13 protein-coding genes are annotated in these 26,140 nt (G+C 28.3%); 10 read left to right on the top strand and 3 right to left on the bottom strand.

The window, feature by feature from the left end; all coding sequences use genetic code 11:
* From H9661_RS17990 to H9661_RS18000, 3 genes are all read left to right on the top strand, one after another.
* On the top strand, positions 1-2,031 hold a 2,031-nt coding region (locus tag H9661_RS17990), incomplete at its 5' end, for a condensation domain-containing protein (RefSeq protein ID WP_243240499.1).
* A 116-nt stretch (positions 2,032-2,147) separates the two neighbouring features.
* Positions 2,148-16,223, top strand: a complete 14,076-nt coding sequence (locus tag H9661_RS17995) for a non-ribosomal peptide synthetase (protein WP_191770148.1) — start codon at positions 2,148-2,150, stop codon at positions 16,221-16,223.
* A gap of 246 nt (positions 16,224-16,469) precedes the next feature.
* The gene (locus H9661_RS18000; RefSeq protein ID WP_191770150.1) at positions 16,470-17,231 is read left to right on the top strand and encodes a YdcF family protein; all 762 of its coding nucleotides are present in this window, start codon (positions 16,470-16,472) and stop codon (positions 17,229-17,231) included.
* 90 nt (positions 17,232-17,321) lie between these two features.
* On the opposite strand, the gene H9661_RS18005 is transcribed toward H9661_RS18000, so the two are convergent.
* Both H9661_RS18005 and H9661_RS18010 read right to left on the bottom strand, forming a co-directional pair.
* Positions 17,322-18,371 carry a DUF3053 family protein gene (locus tag H9661_RS18005; protein WP_191770152.1) on the bottom strand — a complete coding sequence of 350 codons (1,050 nt, stop codon included), beginning with the start codon at positions 18,369-18,371 and terminating at the stop codon, positions 17,322-17,324.
* Between the two features lie 145 nt (positions 18,372-18,516).
* Positions 18,517-19,569, bottom strand: coding sequence for a DUF3053 family protein (locus H9661_RS18010; RefSeq protein WP_191770155.1), 1,053 nt, complete (start codon positions 19,567-19,569; stop codon positions 18,517-18,519).
* A 309-nt stretch (positions 19,570-19,878) separates the two neighbouring features.
* Between H9661_RS18010 and H9661_RS18015 the strand changes: the two genes are divergently transcribed.
* From H9661_RS18015 to H9661_RS18045, 7 genes are all read left to right on the top strand, one after another.
* Complete coding sequence (locus tag H9661_RS18015) at positions 19,879-21,015, top strand: hypothetical protein (protein WP_191770157.1); 1,137 nt, start codon at positions 19,879-19,881, stop codon at positions 21,013-21,015.
* Between the two features lie 3 nt (positions 21,016-21,018).
* Positions 21,019-21,330, top strand: coding sequence for a hypothetical protein (locus H9661_RS18020; protein WP_143318376.1), 312 nt, complete (start codon positions 21,019-21,021; stop codon positions 21,328-21,330).
* A gap of 28 nt (positions 21,331-21,358) precedes the next feature.
* The gene (locus H9661_RS18025) at positions 21,359-22,798 is read left to right on the top strand and encodes a T7SS effector LXG polymorphic toxin (protein ID WP_191770159.1); all 1,440 of its coding nucleotides are present in this window, start codon (positions 21,359-21,361) and stop codon (positions 22,796-22,798) included.
* 132 nt (positions 22,799-22,930) lie between these two features.
* Positions 22,931-23,350 carry a DUF5082 domain-containing protein gene (locus H9661_RS18030; RefSeq protein ID WP_143318378.1) on the top strand — a complete coding sequence of 140 codons (420 nt, stop codon included), beginning with the start codon at positions 22,931-22,933 and terminating at the stop codon, positions 23,348-23,350.
* An 11-nt stretch (positions 23,351-23,361) separates the two neighbouring features.
* Positions 23,362-23,808, top strand: coding sequence for a hypothetical protein (locus tag H9661_RS18035; RefSeq protein WP_143318379.1), 447 nt, complete (start codon positions 23,362-23,364; stop codon positions 23,806-23,808).
* 151 nt (positions 23,809-23,959) lie between these two features.
* Positions 23,960-24,412: a hypothetical protein gene (locus H9661_RS18040; RefSeq protein WP_191770162.1), complete on the top strand. Its 453-nt coding sequence runs from the start codon at positions 23,960-23,962 to the stop codon at positions 24,410-24,412.
* A 158-nt stretch (positions 24,413-24,570) separates the two neighbouring features.
* A complete protein-coding gene (locus tag H9661_RS18045) occupies positions 24,571-24,984 on the top strand; it encodes a hypothetical protein (protein ID WP_143318381.1) in 414 nt (137 codons plus the stop codon).
* 31 nt (positions 24,985-25,015) lie between these two features.
* Here the strand turns inward: H9661_RS18045 and H9661_RS18050 are convergent, their stop codons facing one another.
* Positions 25,016-25,960, bottom strand: a complete 945-nt coding sequence (locus H9661_RS18050; RefSeq protein ID WP_143318382.1) for a trypsin-like serine peptidase — start codon at positions 25,958-25,960, stop codon at positions 25,016-25,018.
* Between the last annotated feature and the right edge of the window lie 180 nt (positions 25,961-26,140).

Consider the following 26,140-nt stretch of genomic DNA (forward strand, 5'->3'; position numbering starts at 1 on the left):
ATTTATAAAACAGGTGACTTAGCTAGAATTTTGCCAGATGGTAATATAGAGTTTTTAGGAAGAATAGATTCTCAAGTGAAAATAAGAGGATTTAGAATAGAACTTGGCGAGGTTGAGAATGCAATTTTATCTAATAAAAAAGTAAAAGAAGTTGTTTTAGTTGTAAATGAAGACGATGAAAAGAAAATTTGTGGATATTATACAGGAGCAGAAATTGAAGAATTAGAATTAAGAACATATATTTCAAATAAACTTCCAAATTATATGATGCCATCTTTCCTTATGAGGTTAGAAAAGATGCCATTAACTCCAAATGGAAAAATAGATAAAAAAGCTTTACCTAAGGCAGAAGTAGAGATTAGTACAAACTATATAGAGCCAAGGAACCACATAGAAAAATCATTATCCGATATATGGAGTGAAATTATAGGTGTAAAAAAAATAGGGTTAAGAGATGATTTCTTTGAATTAGGAGGTCATTCACTAAAGGCTATAAATATAGTTTATAAAATTAATAAAGAATTTAATATAAATATTCAAGTACAGGATGTATTTGAAAAAACAACAATAGAAGCAATGGGGCTATATTTACAAGAATTACTCATATCTTCAAATGAGGCAGCTACTACTTTTGAAAATGGAGAAGAAGTGAATTTTAAAGAAATACAGAAAGCTGAAATAAAGTCACATTATGAAGTATCATTAGCTCAAAATATGATGTATATAATAAATCAAATTAATACAAGTAGCTATAACTATAATGTGCCAACTGCATATTTAGTTGAAGGAAAACTAGATAAAGAAAAGTTGGAAAATGTAGTTAGGCAACTAATAGATAGGCATGAAAGTTTAAGAACAAGGTTTACTGTTATAGACAATATAACTTACCAAGTAATAGATGAAAATGTAGATTTTAAAATAGAATATTTAAGATATAAAAAAGATTATGAGGATAATGAAGAAAGCATATTGGATATAGTTAGTAATTTTAAAAGGCTTTTCAATTTAAGGTTATCTCCATTAATTAGAGTAGTTTTATTGGAACTTAATGATAAGAGCATATTATTTATGGATATACATCATATAGTTGTAGATGGTGTTTCAATGAATATTATCATAAAGGAATTAGCTGAGCTTTATAATGGAAATAGCTTAGAGCCATTAAATTTACAATATAAAGACTTTTCAGAATGGCAAAATAAATTAATAAAAGCAGGAGAGATAGATAAGCAAAAGGATTTCTGGCTAAACTATCTAGACGAAAATATTGAAAAATTAGATTTACCAAGAGATTATGATAGCGAAGATAAATATTCATTTAAAGGTGGGGATATTAATATTAAGTTAGATCAAACAATTGTAACTAAAATAGATAAGTTTGTTAAGGAAATGCAGATAACAAAATTCATATTTATGTTTTCAGCAGTAAGCATACTATTGAACAAATATACTTTAAAAGAAAAAATAATTATATCAACACCAGTTTCAGGAAGAACAAATTCAGATCTTAATAATATAGTAGGCATGTTTGTAAATACATTACCAATTAAAATCAACATTACGGATTTTATGAATTTAAATGAATTTTTACATGATGTAAAATTACAACTTTTAAGTGTATTTGAAAATCAAGATTATCCAGTAGAAAGTTTAGTTGGAGAATTATCAAAACAAAGAAAACTTAATAATAATAGTTTGTTTGATGTAATATTCTCATATGAATATGATGATTTATCAGTAGAATCTATTGGAGATGCAAAAATTAAACCACTTGATTTGAAGACAAATGTATCTAAAAATGAGTTGACAATAGTGGCTTCAGAAGGAGAAGAATTAACAATATCATCTATATATGATTCATCTATTTTTAAAGAAGAGACAATAGATGAAATGTTAGCCAACTTAGAAAATATTATTATTCAAATGTTAGAACAACCACAAATGCCTATTAAGAATATAGGGCTTATTGATGATGAAAGTACTGAAGAAGGGCAAGATGATGAATTAGATGATTTATTATTTGATTTGTAATAATGAGATTAAAATACTTTAAGTAATAGGAGATAAAATGCATAATGCGTTTTATCTCATGTCCTTATATAAATAATATATAGTAATTAGTTATCTAAATTTAAGGGGGTAAAATAATGAGTGGCATTTCAAAAGAAATTAAAGCAAAAAAGTACTGGGGTAATACTACAGCTATTTGCAAAAATGTAACTAGCTTTAATAAAAAACTAAATATTTCTAATGAAAATTGTTATCATAGTAAGAATTTTATTATATCTGAAGATATGTCTAAAAGATTAGAGAAAGCATCAAGGGGGTCAGAATTAGCATTATACCTTTTTTTATTATCTATAACAGAAGCGGTGATTTATAAATATGACAATACTCAAATAAACATCTTATCATCAATTTATGAGAAGAAAAATAATGATGAAAAAGATAATGCTGTCATTATACCATTAGAGATTGAAAGGGATATAAGTTTCAGAGAATTGTTAATGAGGATCAAAGAAAGGGTATTAGAATGTTATAAAAATCAAAACTATCCTATAAAAAGGATAATAAAGGATCTTGGAAAAAATAGTGCTTTAGATATAAGCACTATAGGCTGCATATTAAGTAGCATACATAATATAGATAAGTTGAAGAAATTTCAATTACCGATTATTATAAATTTCTCAAAAAAAGGGTCTCTGATTACATTAGATATAATGTACAAAATTAAAGAGGAAGAATTTATTGAAAGTCTAGGAAATCAAATAGTTAGAGTTTTAGAACAGGTTTTGGGGAATGTTGATATTAAATTAAGAGAAATAGAAATACTTTCATTAGAAGAGAAAAGTCTAATACTTAATGATTTCAATGATACAAAAGCTATATATCCAAGAGATAAGAGCGTGCATGAATTATTTGAAGAAGTAGAGGCAAAATCAGGAGATAAGATTGCATTAATTTCAAATAATGAAGAAATATCATATAAAGAATTAAATAAAAGAGTAAACAGTATAGCAAATTTCTTAAGAAGAAAAGGTGTAAAGAGAGATACAATTGTAGGTATTGTATGTGATAGAAGTGTAGAAACAGTAATGGGGATTCTTGGTATAGTGAAATCAGGAGGAATATATTTACCTATAGATGAAGAATATCCTGAAGAAACAATAAATTATATGCTTAATGATAGTGAAAGTAAAATTGTAATAGCTAAAAAAGAGTTCATAAAAAATCACAATATTAATGAAATAGAATTTGTAGATATAGAATCAGAAGAAGTAAAAAATGAAAATGTAGAAAATCCAGAAGTAATAAGTAAGCCAGAAAGTTCAATTTATGTTATATATACATCAGGTAGTTCAGGAAAACCTAAAGGAGTAGAAATAACTAATTCAGGATTAATAAGATTAGTAAGAGATACTAATTATATTAAGTTTAAGGAAGATGACAAATTGCTTCAAGTGGGGTCATTATCTTTTGATGCTTCAGTTTTTCAAATATGGGCAGCATTGTTAAATGGAATAACATTATGTATAGAAGATAGGGGAATAATACTAGATGAAGACAGATTTGAAGAGTATGTAGTAGATAATAAAGTAACAATGATGTTATTGCCTACTGCGCTATTTAATAAAATTGCAGAAGAGAAGCTTAAATTATTTGATAAAGTAAGATATTTACTTGTTGGAGGTGATATCTTATCAATAAAACAAACAAGAAGTTTAAAAAAGATAAATAAGAATATTAAATTGATTAATGCATATGGCCCAACAGAAAACTCTGTAATATCTACAACTTATAATATTGAAGGAGATTTAGAGGGGGTAGATTCTATACCAATTGGAAAACCAATATCAAATTCAACAGCTTATATATTAGATGGTGATAATTCTATTTTGCCTATAGGAGTAGTAGGAGAGCTTTGTGTAGGAGGAGATGGAGTATCAAAGGGATATTTAAATAGAGAAGAGTTAACTAAGGAGAAATTTATAGAAAATCCCTATGTGCTAGGAGAAATAATATATAAAACTGGTGACCTTGCAAGATGGCTGCCAAATGGAAATATAGAGTTTTTAGGAAGAAAAGATTTTCAGGTTAAAGTAAGAGGTTTTAGAATTGAGCTTGGACAAATTGAAAATGTGATATTAAGTAATAAAAAAGTAAGAGAAGCAACTGTAGTAGTAATAGGTGAAGAGGAAAAGCAAATTTGTGCATACTATACTGGAGAGAATATTAATCCTGCAGAGCTAAAAACATATCTATCAAATAATCTCCCAGAGTACATGATACCAACTTATATTACAAATCTTAAGAAAATGCCTATAGGTAAAAATGGTAAGATAGATAGAAAATCATTACCAAAACCAGAAATAATAGAAGTGGACTATGTTTCGCCAAGAAATGAAGTAGAAGAAAAGATAGCTTCTGCATTGCAACAAGTATTTTGTTTAGAAAGAGTTGGGATAAACGAAAGATTTTTTGACCTTGGAGGAGACTCAATTAAGGCGATACAGATAGTATCAAGATTAAGAAAAGTTGGCATAAAACTTGATATAAACTACTTATTAAAAAATAGTACAATAGCGGAAATGTCTGTAATTGTGGATAGTATTAATAACAACTGTGAGCAAGGTATAGTAGAGGGAGAGATTATATTCACTCCAATACAAAAACAATATATAGAAAAGTATGGCTATGGTATGAATCATTTTAACCAGGCATTTATGTTATATAGTAAAGAAGGTTTTGATAGAGATATAGTAGATAAGGCAATAAGAAAAATCGTAGAACATCATGACGTACTACGATTAGTAGTAAGAGAAGAAGATGGAATTTTAAAGGGATATAATAGTGGAATACAAGACAAGCTTTATGAATTTGAAGTACAGGATTTAAGAGAAGATACTGAATATGAAATAACTATAGAGAAGGAAGCAAATAGAATACATTCATCTATGGATATAAAAAATGGACCGATGGTAAAAGCTGCACTATTTATAACGAAAAATGGATCGCATTTATTAATGGTAATACACCATATGGCAGTAGATGGTGTATCATGGAGAATTATAATTGAAGATTTTATATCCATATATAATTCAGAAAGTGAAGGAAAAGAAGCAATACTCCAAAAGAAGACAACGTCATTTAAGGAATGGTCAGAAAAACTCTACAATTATGCAAATGGTAGAAAAATGATAAATGAGTTAAAATACTGGTCAAACCTTGCAAAAGAAGAAGTTGAGAAAGTTATAAGAGATGATATTAAAGAAAAAGAAGATAAGATTATATATGATAGTTCCATTAATGTAAAATTAACAAAGGAATATACTCAAAAGCTATTAAAAGAAACTAATAAAGCATATAACACAGAAATAAATGATATACTTATTTCGGCATTAGGTATAGCCATAAAAAGATGGAAAAATATAAGTAAAGTTGCAATAAACATGGAAGGCCATGGTAGAGAAGAACTTATAGATGGAGTTGATATAACAAGGACCGTAGGATGGTTTACAAGTTGTTATCCTGTAGTACTTGATATAAAAGCAGATAATATATCTAGAATTATAAAAGAAACAAAGGAAAACCTAAGAAAAATTCCGAATAAGGGAATAGGTTATGGAATTATTAAATATCTAATGGAGCCTAAATATGAAGAATCTATAGATATTGATATAAACCCATCTGTAAGCTTCAATTATTTAGGGCAGTTTGATGAGGACATAAATGGTAGAGATAATTTGGAATACTCAAAATTAAGTTCAGGTAATGCAGTTAGTGATAACTTAATGTTAGAGTATGATATAAATATAAATAGTATTATTGAAGATGGAGAATTATTAATAGATGTAGGGTATATTACAAATGCCTTTAAGAAGGGGTCAATAGAAGAATTTGCAGAAATTTTAAAAGAGGGTCTAGAAGAAATAATAGATTATTGTGTAGATAAGAAGGAAGTAGAATATACTCCATCTGATTATGGAATAAATGAATGCACAATAGACGATGTTAAAAATATTAAAGAAAAATTAAGAGAGCAACTGGGAAATGAGGTAAGGGTTCAAAAAATAAATAAATTAACTCCAATGCAAGAAGGTATGTTTTTTACATATTTAGAGAATAAAAAAACAACATCGTATATAGTCCAATTGGAAATGGATATTGAAGGAAAATTAGAATTAGAACTACTTAATAAAGCTTATAATATACTTCTAGAAAACTATAGCGTGTTAAGGACAGTAATAATAGATAGTGAAGCTCATCCATGTCAAGTAGTTACGGAAAATAGAAAGGCTAAAGTATGGGTTAAAGACTTTACATCACTAAGTTCAAAAGAAAAAGAGAGAAAATATGAAGAGTATAAGGCTGAAGAGATATCAAAGGGCTTTGATTTGAGTAAAGATATACTTTATAAAATCAGTATAGTAAAAATGCTAGAAAATGAGTATAAATTACTTATAACAAATCATCATATAGTAATTGATGGATGGTCAGTTCCAATATTAACAGAAGAATTTTTTAATATATATGAAAGCTTAAGAAGAGGCGAGAATATAAAGTTAAAGAGTAATGAAGATTTTGATGAGTATATAAAATGGCTATCAAAACAAGATAAAGCAGAAGGGGTAGAATATTGGGGAAATTATCTTAAGGGATATGAAAGTGAGATAAGATTACCAAAATTGACTGGCCAAACAAAAGAATATGAGCGTGGAACTAAAGAAATATATATAGAAAAAGATATTACTAAAAAAATAGAAGAAGTTACTGTAAAAAATGGAGTTACTTTAAGTACGGTAATTCAAACTTCATGGGGTATTTTATTGCAACAATATAGTAACGTCAATGATGTAGTATTTGGAACAGTAGTTTCAGGAAGACCAGAAAATCTAAATGGTGTAGAAAATATGGTTGGAATCTTTATAAACACAGTACCTGTAAGAATTAAGGACATGACAGGAAAAAGGATAAAAGAATCTATAAAAGAAGTTCAAAACATAAATAATGAAGGAAGAAAATATGAATATATACCATTGTACGAAGTTCAAAAAAATACTACAAAAAAACAACAATTAATTGACTCTTTATTTGTATTTGAAAATTATCCAGAGGAATATGGAAAAGATAATGATGATAAAGAATTCTGCATAAATGATTTTAAAGGCAGCGAACAAACAAGCTATGATTTAAATCTAATAGCTATGCCTGGAGAAAATATAAGTATTAAAATAATGTATAACAAGAAGGTATATGATAGTGATTTTATAGATAGACTTACTAAACAATTATTAATGATAATTACTCAAATAGGGAAAAATGAACAACTACTAGTAGAAGAAATACAAATTATTGATAATGAAGAAAAGCAAAAATTATTATATGAATTCAATGATACTTATACAGAATATCCAAGGAACAAAACAATTTGTGAATTGTTTGAGGAACAGGTAGAAAAAACTCCAGATCAGGTGGCAGTAGTATTTGAAAATAAAGAGCTAACTTATAGGGAGTTGAATGAAAGATCAAATCATTTAGGAAGAATATTAAGAGAAAAAGGTGTAAAGCCAGATACCATGGTTGGAATAATGGTAGATAAGTCTTTTGAAATGATGATAGGTATATTAGGGATACTTAAGGCAGGAGGTGCATATCTTCCAATAGACATAGAGTATCCAGAAGACAGAATAAAATACATGTTAGAGGATAGTAATGCAAATATCCTTTTAACACAAAAACATCTTTTAGAAAAAGTAAGTTTTGGTGGAATAGTAATTAATTTAGACCAAGAGGAATTTAGTAATAGAGATAAGGAGAACTTAGATAAAATTAATACAGCAAATGATCTTGCATATATAATTTACACATCAGGTTCAACTGGAAAACCTAAGGGAGTAATGGTAGAACAAAAAAGTGTAGTAAGATTAGTGAAAAACACTAATTATATAACTTTCAATGAAGGTGATAGTATATTACAAACAGGTACAGTAGCCTTCGATGCATCTACTTTTGAAATTTGGGGAGCTATTTTAAATGGATTAAAGCTACATTTAGTAAGTAAAAATACTATTTTAAATATGGAAGAAATGGACAAGTATATAAGTGAAAATAATATAACAATATTATGGTTAACAGCTTCCTTATTTAATTTTATGTCAAATGAAAGACCGCATATGTTTAAGAATATAAGATGTTTATTAGTTGGTGGAGATAAGTTATCTATAAACCATATAAATAGGGTCATGAAAGAATGTAAAGATATAAAAATAATTAATGGATATGGACCAACAGAAAATACTACTTTTTCAACAACTTTCTTAATAGATAGAGAGTATTCTTCAAATATTCCTATAGGTAAACCAATTAGTAATTCAAAGGTTTATATTATTAATAATAACAAGATACAACCTATAGGAGTATGTGGAGAGTTATGTGTTGCTGGAGACGGTTTAGCAAGAGGATATTTAAATAAACCTGAATTAACAAAAGAAAAGTTTGTAGGCAACCCATTAGTAAAAGGGGAGAGAATTTATAAAACAGGTGACTTAGCTAGAATTTTGCCAGATGGTAATATAGAGTTTTTAGGAAGAATAGATTCTCAAGTAAAAATAAGAGGATTTAGAATAGAACTTGGCGAGGTTGAGAATGCAATTTTATCTAATAAAAAAATAAAAGAAGTTGTTGTAGTTGCTAAAGAGGATAAGAATGGAAATAAATATTTATGTGCATATATAGTATCAAATGAAAAAGTGGTAGTAGGTGAAATAAAAGAATATTTACTAAAGGATTTGCCACAATATATGATTCCAGCATATTTTGTACAATTAGAAAAATTACCTTTGAATCTCAATGGAAAGGTAGATAAAAAATCATTACCAGAACCAGATGTTATTGTAGAGGTAGGGACAAAATATATAGCTCCAAGAAATAAAGTAGAAGAGAAACTTGCTGATATATGGGAAAAAGTATTGCATATTCAAAGAGTAGGTGTAAAAGATAACTTTTTTGATGTTGGAGGACATTCATTAAATTTAACAATGCTTATGACAAGCATACATAAGAAATTTGAAGTTAACATATCAATAAGTCAATTATTTAAGCTTACTACAATAGAAGAACAATCAAAATATATAGAAAAATCATCTAAAATGGTATATACAGAAATAGAAAAAGTAGAAGAAAGAGAGTATTATCCATTATCTTCAGCGCAAAAGAGAATGTATATACTTCATGAAGCTAATGAAAATGAACTTAACTATAATGTGCCAAATTCAATGATATTAATAGGTGAATTGGATAAAGAAAGACTTAATGAAACATTTAAGAAGTTAATAATTAGACATAAGTCATTAAGAACAAGCTTTGAAATTCTAGATGGAGAAGTAGTTCAAAAGATATGTGAAGATTTTGAATTTAATATTGAAAATTATGAGGTTAAGGACGAAAGTGAAGTAGAAGCTATTGTTAGTAGTTTTGTAAGGCCATTTAATTTAAGTGAAGCTCCATTAATTAGGGTGGGACTTATAAAGGTTGAAGATACTAAGCATATTCTTATGATAGATATGCATCATATAATTTGTGATGGAGTATCAATGGGAATAATTATAGATGAGATAGGGAGAATCTATCAAGGGGAGGATTTAGAGGAATTACCAATACAATATGTAGATTATGCAGTATGGCAAAATAAAAATAAAGAAGAGATAAATAAAAAGCAAAAAAATTATTGGTTAGAAAGATTTTTAGGAGAAATTCCCGTATTAAATTTCCCAACAGATTATGTTAGACCTGCAGTGCAAAGTTTTGAAGGCGAAACATTAAGCTTTAGTTTAGATAAAAACATAAAACAAAAATTAAATAAAATAGCAGAAGAAAATAATGCTACATTATATATGGTGTTATTATCCATATATAATGTGTTATTGCATAAGTATACAGGGCAAGAAGATATAATTATAGGATCTCCTGTTGCAGGAAGAACGCATGGAGACTTAGAAAAAGTAGTTGGAATGTTTGTAAATACATTAGCCATGAGAAATAAACCAACTGGAGAAAAAACTTTCAAGGAATTCTTGAAAGAAGTAAGAGAAAATGCATTTAATGCTTATGAAAATCAAGATTATCAATTTGAGGAATTGATAGAAAATCTTAAATTGAAAAAGGATACGAGCAGGAACTCTTTATTTGATGTAATGTTTATTACACAAAACTTAGAGGTAGGAGATCTAAACATAGATGGAATCCAGTTAGAACAATATAAATTTAATCATGGAATATCTCAATTTGATATGACAATGACAGCTATGGAATGTGATGATGAAATATTATTTAGCATTGATTATGCAACAAAATTATTTAAAGAAGAAACTATGGAGAGGTTTGTTGAACATTTTGTAAATGCTGTTAAGGATATAGTAGTAGATACAGATAAAAAGATAAGTGATATAAAATTAATTTCAGATGAAGAAAGAAATAAGTTATTATATGAATTTAATGATACTGATGCTGATTATCCAAGGGATAAAACTTTACAAAAAATATTTGAAGAATGTGTTGAAAAAGTGCCAGATAGGATAGCAGTAGTGTTTGAAGGCGATAAATTAACATATAGAGAGCTTAATGAAAGAGCAAACTCATTAGCAAGAGTTCTTAGAGAAAAGGGAGTAAAAGCGGATAGTATTGTAGGAATAATGGTTGAAAAATCATTAGAAATGATAGTTGGAATAATGGGTATATTAAAGGCTGGTGGGGCGTATCTACCAATAGATCCTAATTACCCTAAAGAAAGAGTTGAATATGTATTAGATAATAGTAAAACAAGCATTATATTGACTCACAAAAACTTTTGTAATGGAATTGATTTTACAGGTGAAATAATAGACTTAGAAGATGCTAGCATGTATAGTAGTGACACAAGCAATCTAGGAACTATGTCCAAGCCATCAAATCTAGCGTATGTTATATATACATCAGGTTCAACAGGAAGACCTAAGGGAGTAATGATTGAGCACCATGCAATAGTCAATAGATTAAATTGGATGCAGAAAAAATATCCATTGACTAGTGAAGATGTTATATTGCAAAAAACTACTTTTACCTTTGATGTATCAGTATGGGAACTATTTTTATGGAGTTTAAGTGGATCAAAATTATGCTTTATTAAACCAGAAGGTGAAAAAGATCCTCAAACTATAATAGATACAATAGAGAAAAATAATATAACAACAATGCATTTTGTACCATCAATGCTTAATGTATTTTTAGAGTATATTGATACAGTAGGTGGTGTAGAGAGAGTATCAAGTTTAAGAAATGTATTTTCAAGTGGTGAAGCTTTAGGTATAAAACAAGTAGAGAGATTTAAGCGTTTATTAAAAGAAGTAAATGGAACAGAATTATTTAACCTATATGGACCAACAGAAGCTGCTGTCGATGTAACTTATTTTGATTGTTTAAAAGAGCCAGATTTAAAGATAGTTCCTATAGGAAAACCTATTGATAATATAAAACTCTATATATTAGATAAGAATTTAGAGATGAATCAAATAGGGGTATCAGGTGAACTTTATATAAGTGGAGAAGGATTAGCAAGAGGATATTTAAATAATGCAGAATTAACGTCAGAAAGATTTATTGAAAATCCATTTGATCCTGGAAAGAAAATGTATAAGACAGGGGATATAGCTCGTTGGTTAGCTGATGGAAATATAGAGTATTTAGGAAGATCAGATAGCCAAGTTAAGATTAGAGGATTTAGAATTGAGCTTGGAGAAATAGAAAACAGGATAATGGAATATGAATCAGTTAAAGAAGCAGTAGTTATAGTAAGAAATGATAGTGAGGATAATAAATATTTATGTGCATATATAGTAGCTGATAAAGAAATTACAGTAATGGAGTTAAGAGCTCATTTATCTAATGATTTACCAGATTATATGATACCAACTTACTTTATAAAGTTAGAGAAAATTCCATTAACCCATAACGGAAAAGTAGATAGAAAAACTTTATTATTATTTAATGAAAACATGACAATAGGTGTAGAATATATAGAACCAAGAAACGAAATAGAAGAAAAGCTTAGCGTTATATGGAATGAAATATTAGGTATCAAAAATATAAGTGTAAAAGATAACTTTTTTGAAATTGGAGGTCATTCTTTGAAATTAACAACCCTTATGACAAGCATACATAGGGAGTTTGAAGTTAAGGTATCGCTAAGCGAACTATTCAAAATTGCAACAATAGAAAAGCAAGCAGAATATATACAGGCAGCATCAATAACAAGATATAGAGAAATAGAAAAAGTAGAAGAAAGAGAGTATTATCCATCATCTTCAGCGCAAAAGAGAATGTATGTAATTCAAGAATCTAATAAAGATAAAACTAATTATAATGTTCCAGATGCAATGTTGTTAGTAGGAAAGTTAGATAAAGAAAGACTTAATGAAACATTTAAGAAGTTAATAATTAGGCATAAGTCATTAAGAACAACCTTTGAAATTCTAGATGGAGAAGTAGTTCAAAAGATATGGGAAAATGTTGAATTTAATATTGAAAATTATGAGGTTAAGGACGAAAGTGAAGTAGAAGCTATTATCAGTAGTTTTGTAAGGCCATTTAATTTAAGTGAAGCTCCATTAATTAGGGTGGGACTTATAAAGGTTGAAGATACTAAACATATTCTTATGGTAGATATGCATCATATAATTTGTGATGGAGTTTCAATGGGAATAATTATAGATGAGATAGGCAGAATCTATCAAGGAGAGAAGTTAGAGGAATTACCAATACAATATGTAGACTATGCAGTATGGCAAAATAAAAATAAAGAAGATATAAATGAAAAACAGAAAGAGTACTGGTTAGAAAGATTTTCTGGAGAAATTCCCGTATTAAATTTCCCAACAGATTATGTTAGACCAGTAGTGCAAAGCTTTGAAGGTGAGACATTAAGTTTTAGTTTAAATAAAAGCATAAAAGAAAAATTAAATAAAATAGCAGAAGAAAATAACGCTACATTATATATGGTGTTATTATCTACATTAAATATATTATTGCACAAGTACACAGGACAAGAAGATATCATTATAGGATCTCCTGTTGCAGGAAGAACACATGGAGACTTAGAAAAAGTAGTTGGAATGTTTGTAAATACATTAGCCATGAGAAATAAACCAACTGGAGAAAAAACTTTCAAGGAATTCTTGAAAGAAGTAAGAGAAAATGCATTTAATGCTTATGAAAATCAAGATTATCAATTTGAGGAATTAATAGAAAATCTTAAAGTACAAAGAGATACAAGTAGAAATTCTTTATTTGATGTAATGTTTATAACACAAAACTTAGAAGTAGGAGACCTAAATATAAATGGTATAGAGGTAGAGAACTATAATTTTGAAAATAAGATTTCAAAAATTGATATGGCATTGATAGCGGAAGAAGATTATGATCAAATACTATTTTATTTAGAATATGATGTAAAATTATTTAAAAAAGAAACTATGGAAAGGTTTATTGATCATTTTATAAATGCTATTAAGGATATAGTATTAGATACAGAGAAAAAGATAAGTAATATAGAAATAATATCAGAAGAGGAAAAAAATAAGTTATTATATAAATTCAACAATACTAAAAAAGAATATCCTAAATATATGACTGTAATTGAACTATTTGAAGAAATAGTAGAAAAATATAAAGATAGCATTGCTTTATCTTCAAATAAGACATCAATTACCTATAAGGAATTAAATGAGAAAGCAAATAAGATAGCAAATCTGTTAAGAAGTAATGGAGTAGGAAGAAATACAGTTGTAGGAATTATAAGTGATAGAACTATAGAAACAGTTATAGGGGTATTAGGTATTGTAAAAGCTGGTGGGGTATATATGCCAATAGATGAAGAATATCCAGAAGAAAGAATTTGTTATATGATTGAAGACAGTGAAAGTAAAATAGTAATAGGAAAGAAAGAATTAATAAGTAGATACAATATAGAAGGCGTTAAAACCATATCAATAGATGGAATAGAAGTAGAAAAGGAAAGTGCAGAAAATCTAGAGATAATAAATAAAATAGATGATTTAATTTATATAATATATACATCAGGAAGCACAGGAAAGCCTAAGGGAGTAGCTATAGAGCAAAGAAATATAATAAGGCTTGTTAATGATACTAACATACTTAAAGTTTCAAAAGATGATGTAATATTAAAAACAATGTCAATGGCCTTTGATCCATCAACTGTAGATATATGGGGAACATTTTTAAATGGTATAGAACTACATATGATAAATAAAGACATTGTAATTAATCCTAAGTTATTAGAATCTGTAATATTAAAGAATAATGTAACAATAATGCAACTTCCAGCAGCTTTATTTAATCAATATGGAATAGAGAATATTGATGTATTTAAAAAGTTGAAATATATACACGTTGGAGGGGATGTTATATCTCCAAAAGCGTTAAAAACAGTATTACAGGTATGTGAAGAGTTAAAAGTTATTAATACCTATGGACCAACAGAAAATACTGTAATATCAACAGCATATACAGTAGAAAGTAAATGGGATGAAAATGATGTAGTTCCAATAGGTAAGCCAATAGAAAACTCAACAGCATATATACTAGGTGCAAATAATTCACTTCTACCAATTGGTGCAATAGGAGAATTATGTGTAGGTGGAGATGGTTTAGCTAGAGGATATATAAATAGGGATGACTTAACTAAGGAAAAGTTTATAGAAAACCCATATATAAAAGGAGATAGAATATATAAAACAGGTGATTTTGCAAGATGGCTTCCAGATGGAAATATAGAATTCCTAGGAAGAAAAGATGAGCAAGTAAAGATAAGAGGCTTCAGAATAGAAATGGGCGAAATCGAAAATATAGTATTATCTTATCCAAAAATAAGGGAAGTAGTTCTATTATTAAGACAAGAATCAGGAAAAGAGCTTTGTTTATACTATACTGGTGAAGGTGTTGAAGTAGCAGAATTGAAAGCATATATGTTAGATAGGCTACCAGCATATATGATACCAACTTATATAATGAAACTTGAAAGTATGCCCCTTACAAAAAATGATAAAGTTGATAGAAAAGCACTTCCTAAGCCAGAAATGAGAGCAGAAGCAGAGTGGGTTGCCCCAAGAAATGAAGTAGAGTCAAAGCTTGCTGAAATGTGGAGAGAGATATTAGGCATTGAAAAGGTTGGAGTAAAGGATAATTTCTTTGAGCTTGGAGGGCATTCTTTAAAAGTAACAATGCTTATGACAAGGATACAGAAGGAATTTGAGGTTCCAATATCCCTTAGTGAATTATTTAAGTTTGTAACAATAGAAAGGCAAGGAAAGTATATACAAAAGTTATCAGAAAGAAGATATGATAAAGTACAAAATGATAATTTAACATTATTAAAAATGGGGCATAATGATTCAATGAATTTATTTTTAGTGCCAGGTGCAGATGGTGATTCAAGTTTGTTTATAGATCTAAGTAATTTGTTAGATGATAAATATACATGCTGGGGAATTGATTCAAATTTATTAAAGGAATATGAAGTTAAAGACAGGACAATTGAGGAAATTGCAGATGAATATTTAGAAAGAATAAGTAAAGTGCAAAAGAAAGGTCCATATCATTTAATAGGTCATTCAGCAGGTGGTGCAATTATATTTGAAATGGCAAGAAAGCTTCTAGATAAAAATGAGGAATTGGGAGAACTTATATTTGTAGATACAGTTTTTCCAGGTAACAAATTTGAATCTTTTGAAAGAAATGAAGTTTTGGAAAGCATAGAAGAGGTGTGTATATCAGAAATTTCTAATTCAGATGAGACAAATTCTAAAAAAGATAAAATGAATAAGTTTGAGTTATTAAAAGATAGAATACCAGAAGATATAAAAGTTATGATACCAAATATTGAAACAATGGCTTTAGAGGAGTTAGTTAGAAGTATTAATACAATAAGAACAATTTCAAAGGCATATATTAAGTGGCTTGCAAGTGGCGAGGTTAATAAGCTTAAAATGAAGGCAAGTTATTTAAGAGCAAAAGATGGAATTGAAAATGGATATATAAATTGCAAGCTACATTTTTCAGAGAAAGTTGAACAACAAGTTATCTTGGGAAACCATTATAGTATGTTAAAAAATCCAAATGTAAAACAAATAGTAGAATATATAGAAGATAAGCTCAAAATATATGAAATATAAATAGGATGGATAATTTCATAAGAAATGTAGATTTTTAATCATTGCTGAGATTGGAAATATATATTATAAAAAACTCTTACCTAGTAAAATGGGTAAGAGTTTTCAATTTTTATAACAGATTCATGGAAAATAAATGTATAATAGAAAAGATGGATGGGGAAGTTTTTGCAGAGTGTGAAAAGGAAGGCATGAGCTTTACATTAGTGTTAAGATAGATAAAGATAATTATTAAGGAGGGTAGATATTTTGATAAAATTTATAGATATTATAGTTGGAGGAGTTCTAATAGCATACTTTTTTATTGTAAACTTAATTAGCAGTAAGAGAGTTGCCTTTAGTGGAACAATAGCAGCAGTAGGGGTAATTTTTATTCTCTATCACTTTATAAAAAATAGGTTTAATGAAAATCAGTATTTTATTAAAGGTATGAATATAATAAAAGTCTTGATATCAATTGGACTCATATTTTTTATAGTTTTAGAAGCTGCTATAGTGTTTTATCCAAAAAAAGATCATAGAGATACAGATTATATTCTAGTACTTGGGGCAGGTCTTAATAATGGTGATCAATTAAGCTTAACTTTAAAAGATAGATTGGATTCAGCTATAAAGTGTGTAAATGATTATGGAAATAGTGGTTTTATAGTTGTCTCAGGGGGACAGGGAAATGATGAAGATATATCAGAAGCAGAGGCGATGAAAAGATACTTGGTAAGTGAGGGCTTGTCAGAAGAAAAAATAATTAAAGAAGATAAGTCTAGAAATACTAATGAAAATTTTAAGTTTTCTAAAGATAAGATAGAAGAGCATTCTGGAAAAGCTATTGAAGATAGCAGTGTAAAGGTGGTAACTACGGATTTTCACGCCTTAAGAAGTAATTTATTAGCTAAAAAAAGTGGATATAAAAATATAAATTTATATACTAGCAACACAGTTTCTTATTTAATCCCTGTATTTTATTCAAGGGAGGCCTTTGCAGTAGTTAAGAGTTTCTTATTTGATAGATAAGTTATAGTAGAATAAAGAATAAAAATATGAAATCCTCATTCTTTAGATTAATCTAAGGATGAGGATTTCATATTTTGTAGTACATTTAAGTTACTTAAGCTTATTTAAGTCATCAAGACCTTTATTTTTGCTTTTAGTCATTTTATCTTGTATTTCAGTTTCTTTTTGAGCAAGATTCTTAATATCTTTAATAAATACACTAGCTTTATCTAGATCAGCATTAGTATAAAATAACATTTTGTTATCTTTAATAACGTACTTACCTTGAGAAGAAAGCAAAAAATCTAAAAAGCTATTTGCCTTAGAAAATATCTCTTTTTGAACTTTAAATAATTCAGTCAAATTTTTACCATCTTTAAGTTGTGATTTTCTAAAACCATTAAGAAAATCTGTTTTATATTTTTGGGGTAATTCCATATTTGAAACGCTTTTATCAAGGTTTGCAATTAAATCATTACATTCTGCTTCAGTTTTATCAATAATTTTAACAGTATCCTCTAATTTTTTCTTTGAAGTTTTAATTTGCTCACTGTTTCCTAGTGAATTAGGTTTTAATATGTTGTCAATTCCAATAGAGGAAATATTCTCATTTATATCATTTGAAAGAGATCTGTATTTTGTACCATAATCTCTAATGACATTTAAAAGTGGAGTTAATTCTCCATATTGTGATTTTTCATAGCTTTCTCCACTAATGTCTTGCTCGTTTGCTATACTATTGCAAAGGCTGATTAATTTTTCCTCGCCAGCTTTATTTGCCAGATATTCATCTCCAATAGTTTTAAATGTGCTTACTATTATACCTGAAGAACCTAGGAAAAAAATTATAGAAAATGCAAAAAGAATTCCATTTTTCTTAAAAACTTTAGTTCCTAATAAAAATAAGATTGTTATAATTACTATACTTCCGAAAATAAGACCTAAAGAAAAACTCATAGTATTGGGTAATTCAAGACGAGTATTCCTTAGGTGATTAATAAAGGTATTAAGGCATGAAATCAAAAAACCAAGTGCAAAAAAAACTATAGAAAGTATAAATAGAACACCTTTCTTTTTCTTTTTAGTTTCGTAAGGTTCAAAATCATAATCTTGATTTTCATAAAAATTATTATCATCGTTGTAATCTGTAAAGTTAGACAATTATTACTACACCCCTTCCGTTGGGTATTATAACATCAATTTACATATTAGACAATAAATATTGATTTGGAAAAATAAATAACCCCGGGAAAATCTAACTTGAATTTTCCCGAGGGGTTATTGTTATATCTTTTTTTGGTGAAGATTACTTAAGATTATTTAAGTCATCAAGTTTTTGGCTTTTGCTTTTAGCGATTCTATTTTGTATTTCAGCTTCTTTTTGGGCAAGATTATTGATATCTTTAATAAATCCATTATATTTATCTAGATCAGCATCAGCATAAAATAATATTTCATTATTTTTAACAACGTACTTACCTTGAGAGGCAAGTAAAAAATCCATTAAACTATTTATTTTAGAAAATACATCTTTTTCAACTTTGAAAAATTCCTTCATATCTTTACTATTTTCAAGTTGTGATTTTCTAAAACCGTCTAGAAAACTTGTCTTAAATTCTTTTGGCAATTCCGTATTTGAAACGCTTGTATCAAGATTTGTAACTAGATCATTATATTTTGTTTCATAGTCATCATAAATTTTAACAGTATCCTCTAATTTTTTCTTTGAACTTTTGATTTTTTCCACATCTCCTAGTGAATTAGGGTTTAGCATGGTCTCAAGTCCAATAGAGGAAATATTATTGTTTATATCATTTTTAAAAGCTGTGCATTTTGTACCATAATCTCTAATGATATTTAAGATTGGAGTTAATTCTCCATATTGTGATTTTTCATAGTTTTCTCCACTTATGTCTTGTTCGTTTGCTATACTATTACAAACGCTGATTAATTTTTCTTCACCAGCTCTATTTGCTCGCGCTTCATCCCCAATGGCTTTAACGGTAGTTACTGTTGAACCTAAAGAACCTAGGAAAAAAATTATAGAAAATGCAAAAAGAACTCCATTCTTCTTAAAAACTTTAGTTCCTAATAAAAATAAGATTGCTATAATTACTATACTTCCGAAAATAAGACCTAAAGAAAAACTCATAGTATTAGGTAAATTAAGACGAGTATTCCTTAGGTGATTAACAAAGGTATTAAGACATGAAATCAAAAAACCAAGTGCAAAAAAAACTATAGAAAGTATGAATAAAACACCTTTCTTATTCTTAGTTTCGTAAGGTTGAAAACCATAATTTTGATTTCCATAAAAATTATTATTATTGTTATTGTTGTAATTTGTAAAGTTAGACAATTATCACTACACCCCTTCCGTTGGGTATTATAACATCAATTTATATATTAGACAATAAGCCTTAATATGTTACAAAAAAACAGTTATTAGGAGGTTTTGTAGAGCTCAGCCCTGTGTTTTCCTAGTGTTTTTTGTAATACAGTTTTTATATATTTCTAAAGTCCTAATAAATTTAGGACTTTAGTCTTAACATTAAAGGACTTTAGTCACAAAGTTGGATATTTGAAGGAAAGCTGCATTTATATGCTATATAATAAAATTATAAGATCAATTGAGAAAAATGGTTCGTTTTTATGAAGGGGTGAAAATATGAGAGCCAATATAATAAATAAATTAACGGTTCAATTTAATGAACAAGAATATAGGGAAGATGAAATTTACTTAACTATTGGGATAAAATCTGGATTTTGTATAGATAAGATGCTACTGCTGCCTAAGAATGAGATTAAAGAAGTTAATCAAGCTAGCGGAGATGTACTTATTAACTATATGGATATAATAATGAGAGAAAAATATGACATTAGAATTAAAGGTGATGTAAAAACTGACATAATATATATTTCTACAAAGACTAAAAAAGAAAGGTTAGATGATGTTGTTACAGTGCTTTTAAAAACTTTATATGAAGAGAAAATAGATGAAGAAATATTTTGTAGAGCTAAAGAAGCTGCAAAAAATAGTTTTTCTTATAATTATAAAATCGTTGAATGTAGAGCTTACTACCATATGATGGAGTTTTCTAATGTAAATAAAAGCTTTAATTTAGAAAAGCTGACAAAGGATTATTTAAGTATAAGTTTTCAAGATTTTAAAGAATTTACGGAAGAAATTGTAGTTCTCCCAAATAGCATTCTTTTTATCAATGGTGACTTAAGTGATTTGAATAAAAGTAAAATGTTTAAATATATAGAAAGTATTAAGGCAAAGGAAACTTATGTTATGCCTATAGCAAAAGCTGTAAATAAGTATTTGCAAAGTGATGTGCATTTAATTGATACAGCTAGAAAGAATACAACAATGGGAGGAATAAATTTTAATTTCTTTAATGAAGATATAACCTATTTAGAAAAACAGCTTTTATTATCTGTAATAAATGAAATTATGTTTAAAGAAAAAGGATTGTTGTTATTAGATGAGTTTGATAATAGCTTAATTTACTTCAATACAAAGCTAGGTGAATATAGTACAAAGATTCTTAAATACCTTAATGAAGAAAATGTATCAAAAGCTAAAGATGCAATATTGTACAAGCTGGCATATACCTTAGAGAAAAAGCCTTACATATTTAATAAATATTGTATTGATTTATTTTCAAAAGGAATTGATTTCGATGATTACTTTGAGGCTTTAAACATATGTGATTATGAATTGCTTAAAAAAATATACATTAAGGGAAATTTGAAAATAACAGAAAGTCATTTATTATATAAAAAAAAGGAGGCATAAAATATGGCACAAATTCTTATTAGACCAGAAGATTTACAAAAAGAGATAACTAGCAGTAGAGGAACAAATGGAAAAGTTAAGGCTTTAAAATATAGTGCTGACAAAAAAAATATACAGCTTCAAAGCATAGATAAGTTTTTAGAATGTTTAGAGGCTCTAAATTCAGCTTTGGCACAATTTGGAGATATTACAGAAATTGATTTACATACTTTAGAGATAGTTAAGGCTAACTGGATGAAACTTGATGATGATATAGCATCCAAAACTATTTTTAACAGAACAACAGATGCAGTTAATAAGTTAATAAGTCAATAGTATTTTAAGGTTTAAAGGTGGAATTAGAATGGCAAGATTAGTAAATAGTAATGTTACTGAAATGTTGAATCAAGTTAATCAATATAAAAAGATCGTAGAAGATACTTTTTATGAACATTACAAGAATATATATGAACTTACTCAAACTAACAATTTTAGAGGAGACGGTGCTACGGCCTATAAAGAATATTTAACAAAGGTTACTGTGAATTATATTAATGCTTTTATGAATATAGCAGCAGAGGTTTCCACAACCTTTGAAAAAATGCATAATAGTTATATTGCATTAGAATCCTCAGAAACAGGTAGTATAGACGCAGAGACTTTAGATAATGTTAAGGAAGGTTTGAACGGTAAAAATGAAGAATTCCAGTCATTAGCTGCTGAAGTTGAAGCATTAAATGATGAAGCTTCTAATTATATTTCTGTTGAGAGTTTAAATACTTCAGATGTAGTAGAGACATACAGTGGTTTGGATAGTGAATTATGCAAAATTAATGATGAGCTTACAGAAGTTGATTCAAATTGTTTAACAGAAGCTAATAATTTATTGGATAGAATTAATGAGTTAATGTATCAATTAAAAGCTGTAGCTAATAATTATCATTATGATAATAAAATTAATGCAGACAAGGTAAAGGAAATAAGTGTTCAAACATGGTACAAGGAAGAAAAGGCTGATAACTTAAATATAAAGCTAAAAGAAGATCCATTTTATTATAGTGCAGATGCAAAATATCTTTCTGAAAATCAATGGGCTAGAGGAATAGCATCAGATACTTACATCTATGGAGGATATACAGCTTTTGGTGGACAATATAATGCAAATTACAATAAGGGAGTAGGCTCTGTAGACGCAAGTGGTTCACTATTTAATGTATATGAAAATGCACAATTGACAGACTATTTAAAGCAAAAAGCAAGCTTATCTTTAGGATCTGCTGCAGCAACAGGTAAAATAGGATTTACAGATGATTATTCAGGATTTCAAGCAAAAGGGTCAGTATCTGTAGTAGATGCAAATTATTCAACTGTTTTAGGAACAGATACTTTTAATGGATATGTAAAAGCCAATGCAACGGCTCTATCAGCAGGTGGTTATGTTAATGATTATGTTAAAAGTAATGGAGACTTTGATTTTGGAATTGGCGGTAAAGCTACAGGGGCAGAAGCTTCTGGTACTGTAGGAACTTCAATTTTAACTGTTCCAGGAAATACAGAGAAAAATGAATATGCTGGAGGAAAAGTAAAGGTTAGTACTTCTACGTCTTTATTATCCTTAGGTGTTAAAGGTAAAATAGGTTTAAGTGCCTCTGCAGATGCTGATGTATCTAATACACAAGTATTAGATTATAAAGGAGTAAATGTAAACGCAGTACATGTTAAGCTTGGAGGATGTCTTGGACTAGGAGCGGAAGTTGATGCTACAATACCAGTAGTAACATTTGATTTGCCTTGGGAAAAATAAATTAATAGAGTGACTTTGGTATTTCCTGTAGTAATATTTGTATCATTTATATGTAGAGGAAAAGTATGTTAAAGTAAAGTTCATAAAATTTAATATAAGAATTTGGAAAGGACAGAGAGGGGAAACTGTTTTATGTCATTATCAGGTTTAAAAAGAAGAAGAGATTCATATAGAAAAGATATTAGTGAAGAAAGTTCTAAATTAGAAGATTATAGAGCAAAAGCAAAGGCTCTTGCAAGTTTATACGAGAGAATGAAAGAAAAGAAGAGTGAGATGAAGTCTTTAGAAAAGTCTTTAGATAGTTTTGTAGGACAATCTTATGAATTTTGGGAGGGAAATGTATATAAGACCAGATATAAAAATACTGCAAAAAATGAACTAGTTGAAAATGGTTATGGAAAGATGATTACTATAATTGATAATAACTTAGATGAGATAAATACTAAAAGAGCATACTATGAAAACTTAGTATATGAAACTGAAGGAATAATAGGGAAATTGCATTCATGTTTAAATTCTGTTATAACTGAAATAGAAAATTGGGTAAACTAGGAAGTGATTAAATGGCAATTAGAATAAAGGTAGCTAAAGTACAGGAAGATCAGTTAGTAGATGAAGATATAAAAAGAGAAGTTGACAGCATACAGCAATTTTTTAATTTAACAAATTTTGAGTTTGCTGAAGGAACTGTAAATTTTGTACTAATAAAAGGTATATATTCTCATATAAAAAGATCAATGCTTGTAATTGGTGTATATGTTAATAAAACAGATAATACTGTCTATGGAATAAGTAGTGAATTAAATTTAAAATTCAATAATTTAGAGGCAGACATTATGTCTATTAATACGACTTTCCCTGAAGAGTTTGTAGGAAAGCTTGATGTGGATGATGGATTACTTGTTCATTTGGATATTCCAGTAGTTGGGCTAAATGAAGATGCTGAATTTAGTGTAAAAGATATAAGCGGTGAACTAAATAATGTTAAGCTTATTGAGAGGAAAGAATAGTTTTACTATTCATTGGAAAAGGCAATTTAATAAGTTTAGGAAAAGAGGTACATTGAGGTGATTTTCAATGTATTTTTTCCTTTTTGTATATGACAATGGTGGTAAAATTATTAGAGACTTTAAAAGATAAGAAATAAGGGGAGTGATTAAAATGAAAATGTTTAGTAAGTTATGGTGGATATTTTCCATAATAGGAACCGGTGCAGCATTATTAAATCCTTATATTGGCGGGTTTGGTATTACAAATATAGGAGAATTATTTTTTATGTCAATTTTATTTATGTATGTTAATGGTTTATTTAAAATTATAAAATCCAATAAATATAATGAAAAAAAAATAATAAAAAGAGTAATCAAAGTAAATGGAATTTTAACATATGTTATACCTAGTATATTTTTCTTAATTAAGTTATTTGTAGGTGCAACGGTGTTTGTGGTAGCATATGCTGATAATATAGTAATGGCGCCTTATGAAATTTGGAGCAATCCACAGAAAATGAGTATAATATGCTTAATAGTTGAAATGATTTTTAATGTAGCATTATTGATATCATTTATAGGTAAGGGGAAGATTATAAGAAAAACGGTAAATGAATATGAATAAAGATAAATATAAAAAATTAAATAAGATTTGCACTATAGCAGTTGTAATTCCCTTTAGTATAAGAATGTTGTTTTAAAATCTTAATTTTTCTACTTATGGATAAAAATAACATGGTATAATAAGATATAAATATTATGATTTACTTAGGGGGAAAAGATATGTTAACAACTGAAATGGAAGATTACATAAAAAAAATCTATGAAAAGGCAGTAGAGCATGGGCAAAGCATTAACAAGAACTTAGACTTTTCAGATAAGAGTATAGTAGAGGTAGAAGGGATTTTAGATTATTATTCAAAGGATTTAAAGAATTCTGATGAAGCTAGAAAGCCAACGGATAATCAAATTAAATCAGTAGCTACTATATGGGGAATCTATCTAGGGGAGACTATGAGAAGGAAAGTTGGAGAAGGCTGTATATGGGAGTATAATAAAGAACAAGGTTTTTACATAACAGTAAATGGAGCCGATGCTTTTCCAATTAATAAGGCATATAGAAGAATAGTACTTGGATCAGAGGATAATATTATATCATTTTATGAAATTATTACTGATAAATTAATGGAGAACTAATAAAAATAAGGTGCATTTAGCACCTTATTTTTTATCTAAAGCTATTTATATAATCAAATATAGGTTTTGTTATTCTTGTTGCGCTGTTCCATCCACCTGCACTAGAGCCAGAAGTGTGAATAGCAACAGCACGAGTATTTTCACCGTCTCCCTGATAAACAGGACAACCGCTTTGTCCACCAGTAGTATCAATTTGATAATATACTTTGTTTGATGTGTCACTTGTAATAGTTCCACTCATTTTCCATAAGGTTCTGCTTTTTTCACCAGGATAGCCAGTTACATCAACATTACTGCCTTTTAAGGATGATGATGTCCAAGATGCACCGAAATATCCAGTGTTGTTACCTATATTATCTTTTAATTGAAGAAGTCCCCAATCATAGTCAGTTGAATTTTTTTCTGTCCATCCTTTAGGAGCAGATATATTTGTAGCATATGTTGAACCAAAAGGTAAGTTACTTCCATTTGCACCAGGACAAACTAAAATGCTCTTTGCCCATCCACCATCTTCAGCAGAATAAACACAGTGTCCAGCTGTTATAGCAACATTTTTAGCATACATCCATGCAGTTCCAATATAAGCCTTATTATTTGGGAAAACCATTCTTATATAACATATTGCAGAGTATGGAAATACTGTTGTATTAGTTATTTCTGTTCTGTCATCACTTCCTATTACAACAGATTGTGGTGATTTTGCAACTGGAAGTCCACTTGGAATATATTCTTTTGATGATCCTTCAGTTACTGGATTTAATCCATCAATATTTGTAGTATATTGAGATTTTAAAATTGTCCTTTCTGATTGTGTATTAAGATCTTTTACATCAATGTTGTCCAGGTCATTAAGACTATTCGCTGAAACATTTGTGGGTAGTGGTACTGCATTGCCTACTTTATAAGGCAATAAAGAAAAGAGTAGTAAAGCAGAAAATAGAGTAGTTAGAATTTTGAATTTTTTACTTTTTACCATAGTAAGATCCCCCTTTAAAATATTTTATAGTGAAATTCATATAAATAATTTTTATTAAGTAAACACATGTGTTTGTATGAATTTCTATAATTACATTATACTACTAAATAGAATTAATGTAATGATTTTACTTATTAGGTAATAAGTTTCTAAAAAATTAAAGTAAAGGGGTATATATAC

Source organism: Clostridium cibarium (assembly GCF_014836335.1).
In the GTDB taxonomy this organism is placed as follows: Bacteria; Bacillota; Clostridia; order Clostridiales; family Clostridiaceae; genus Clostridium; species Clostridium cibarium.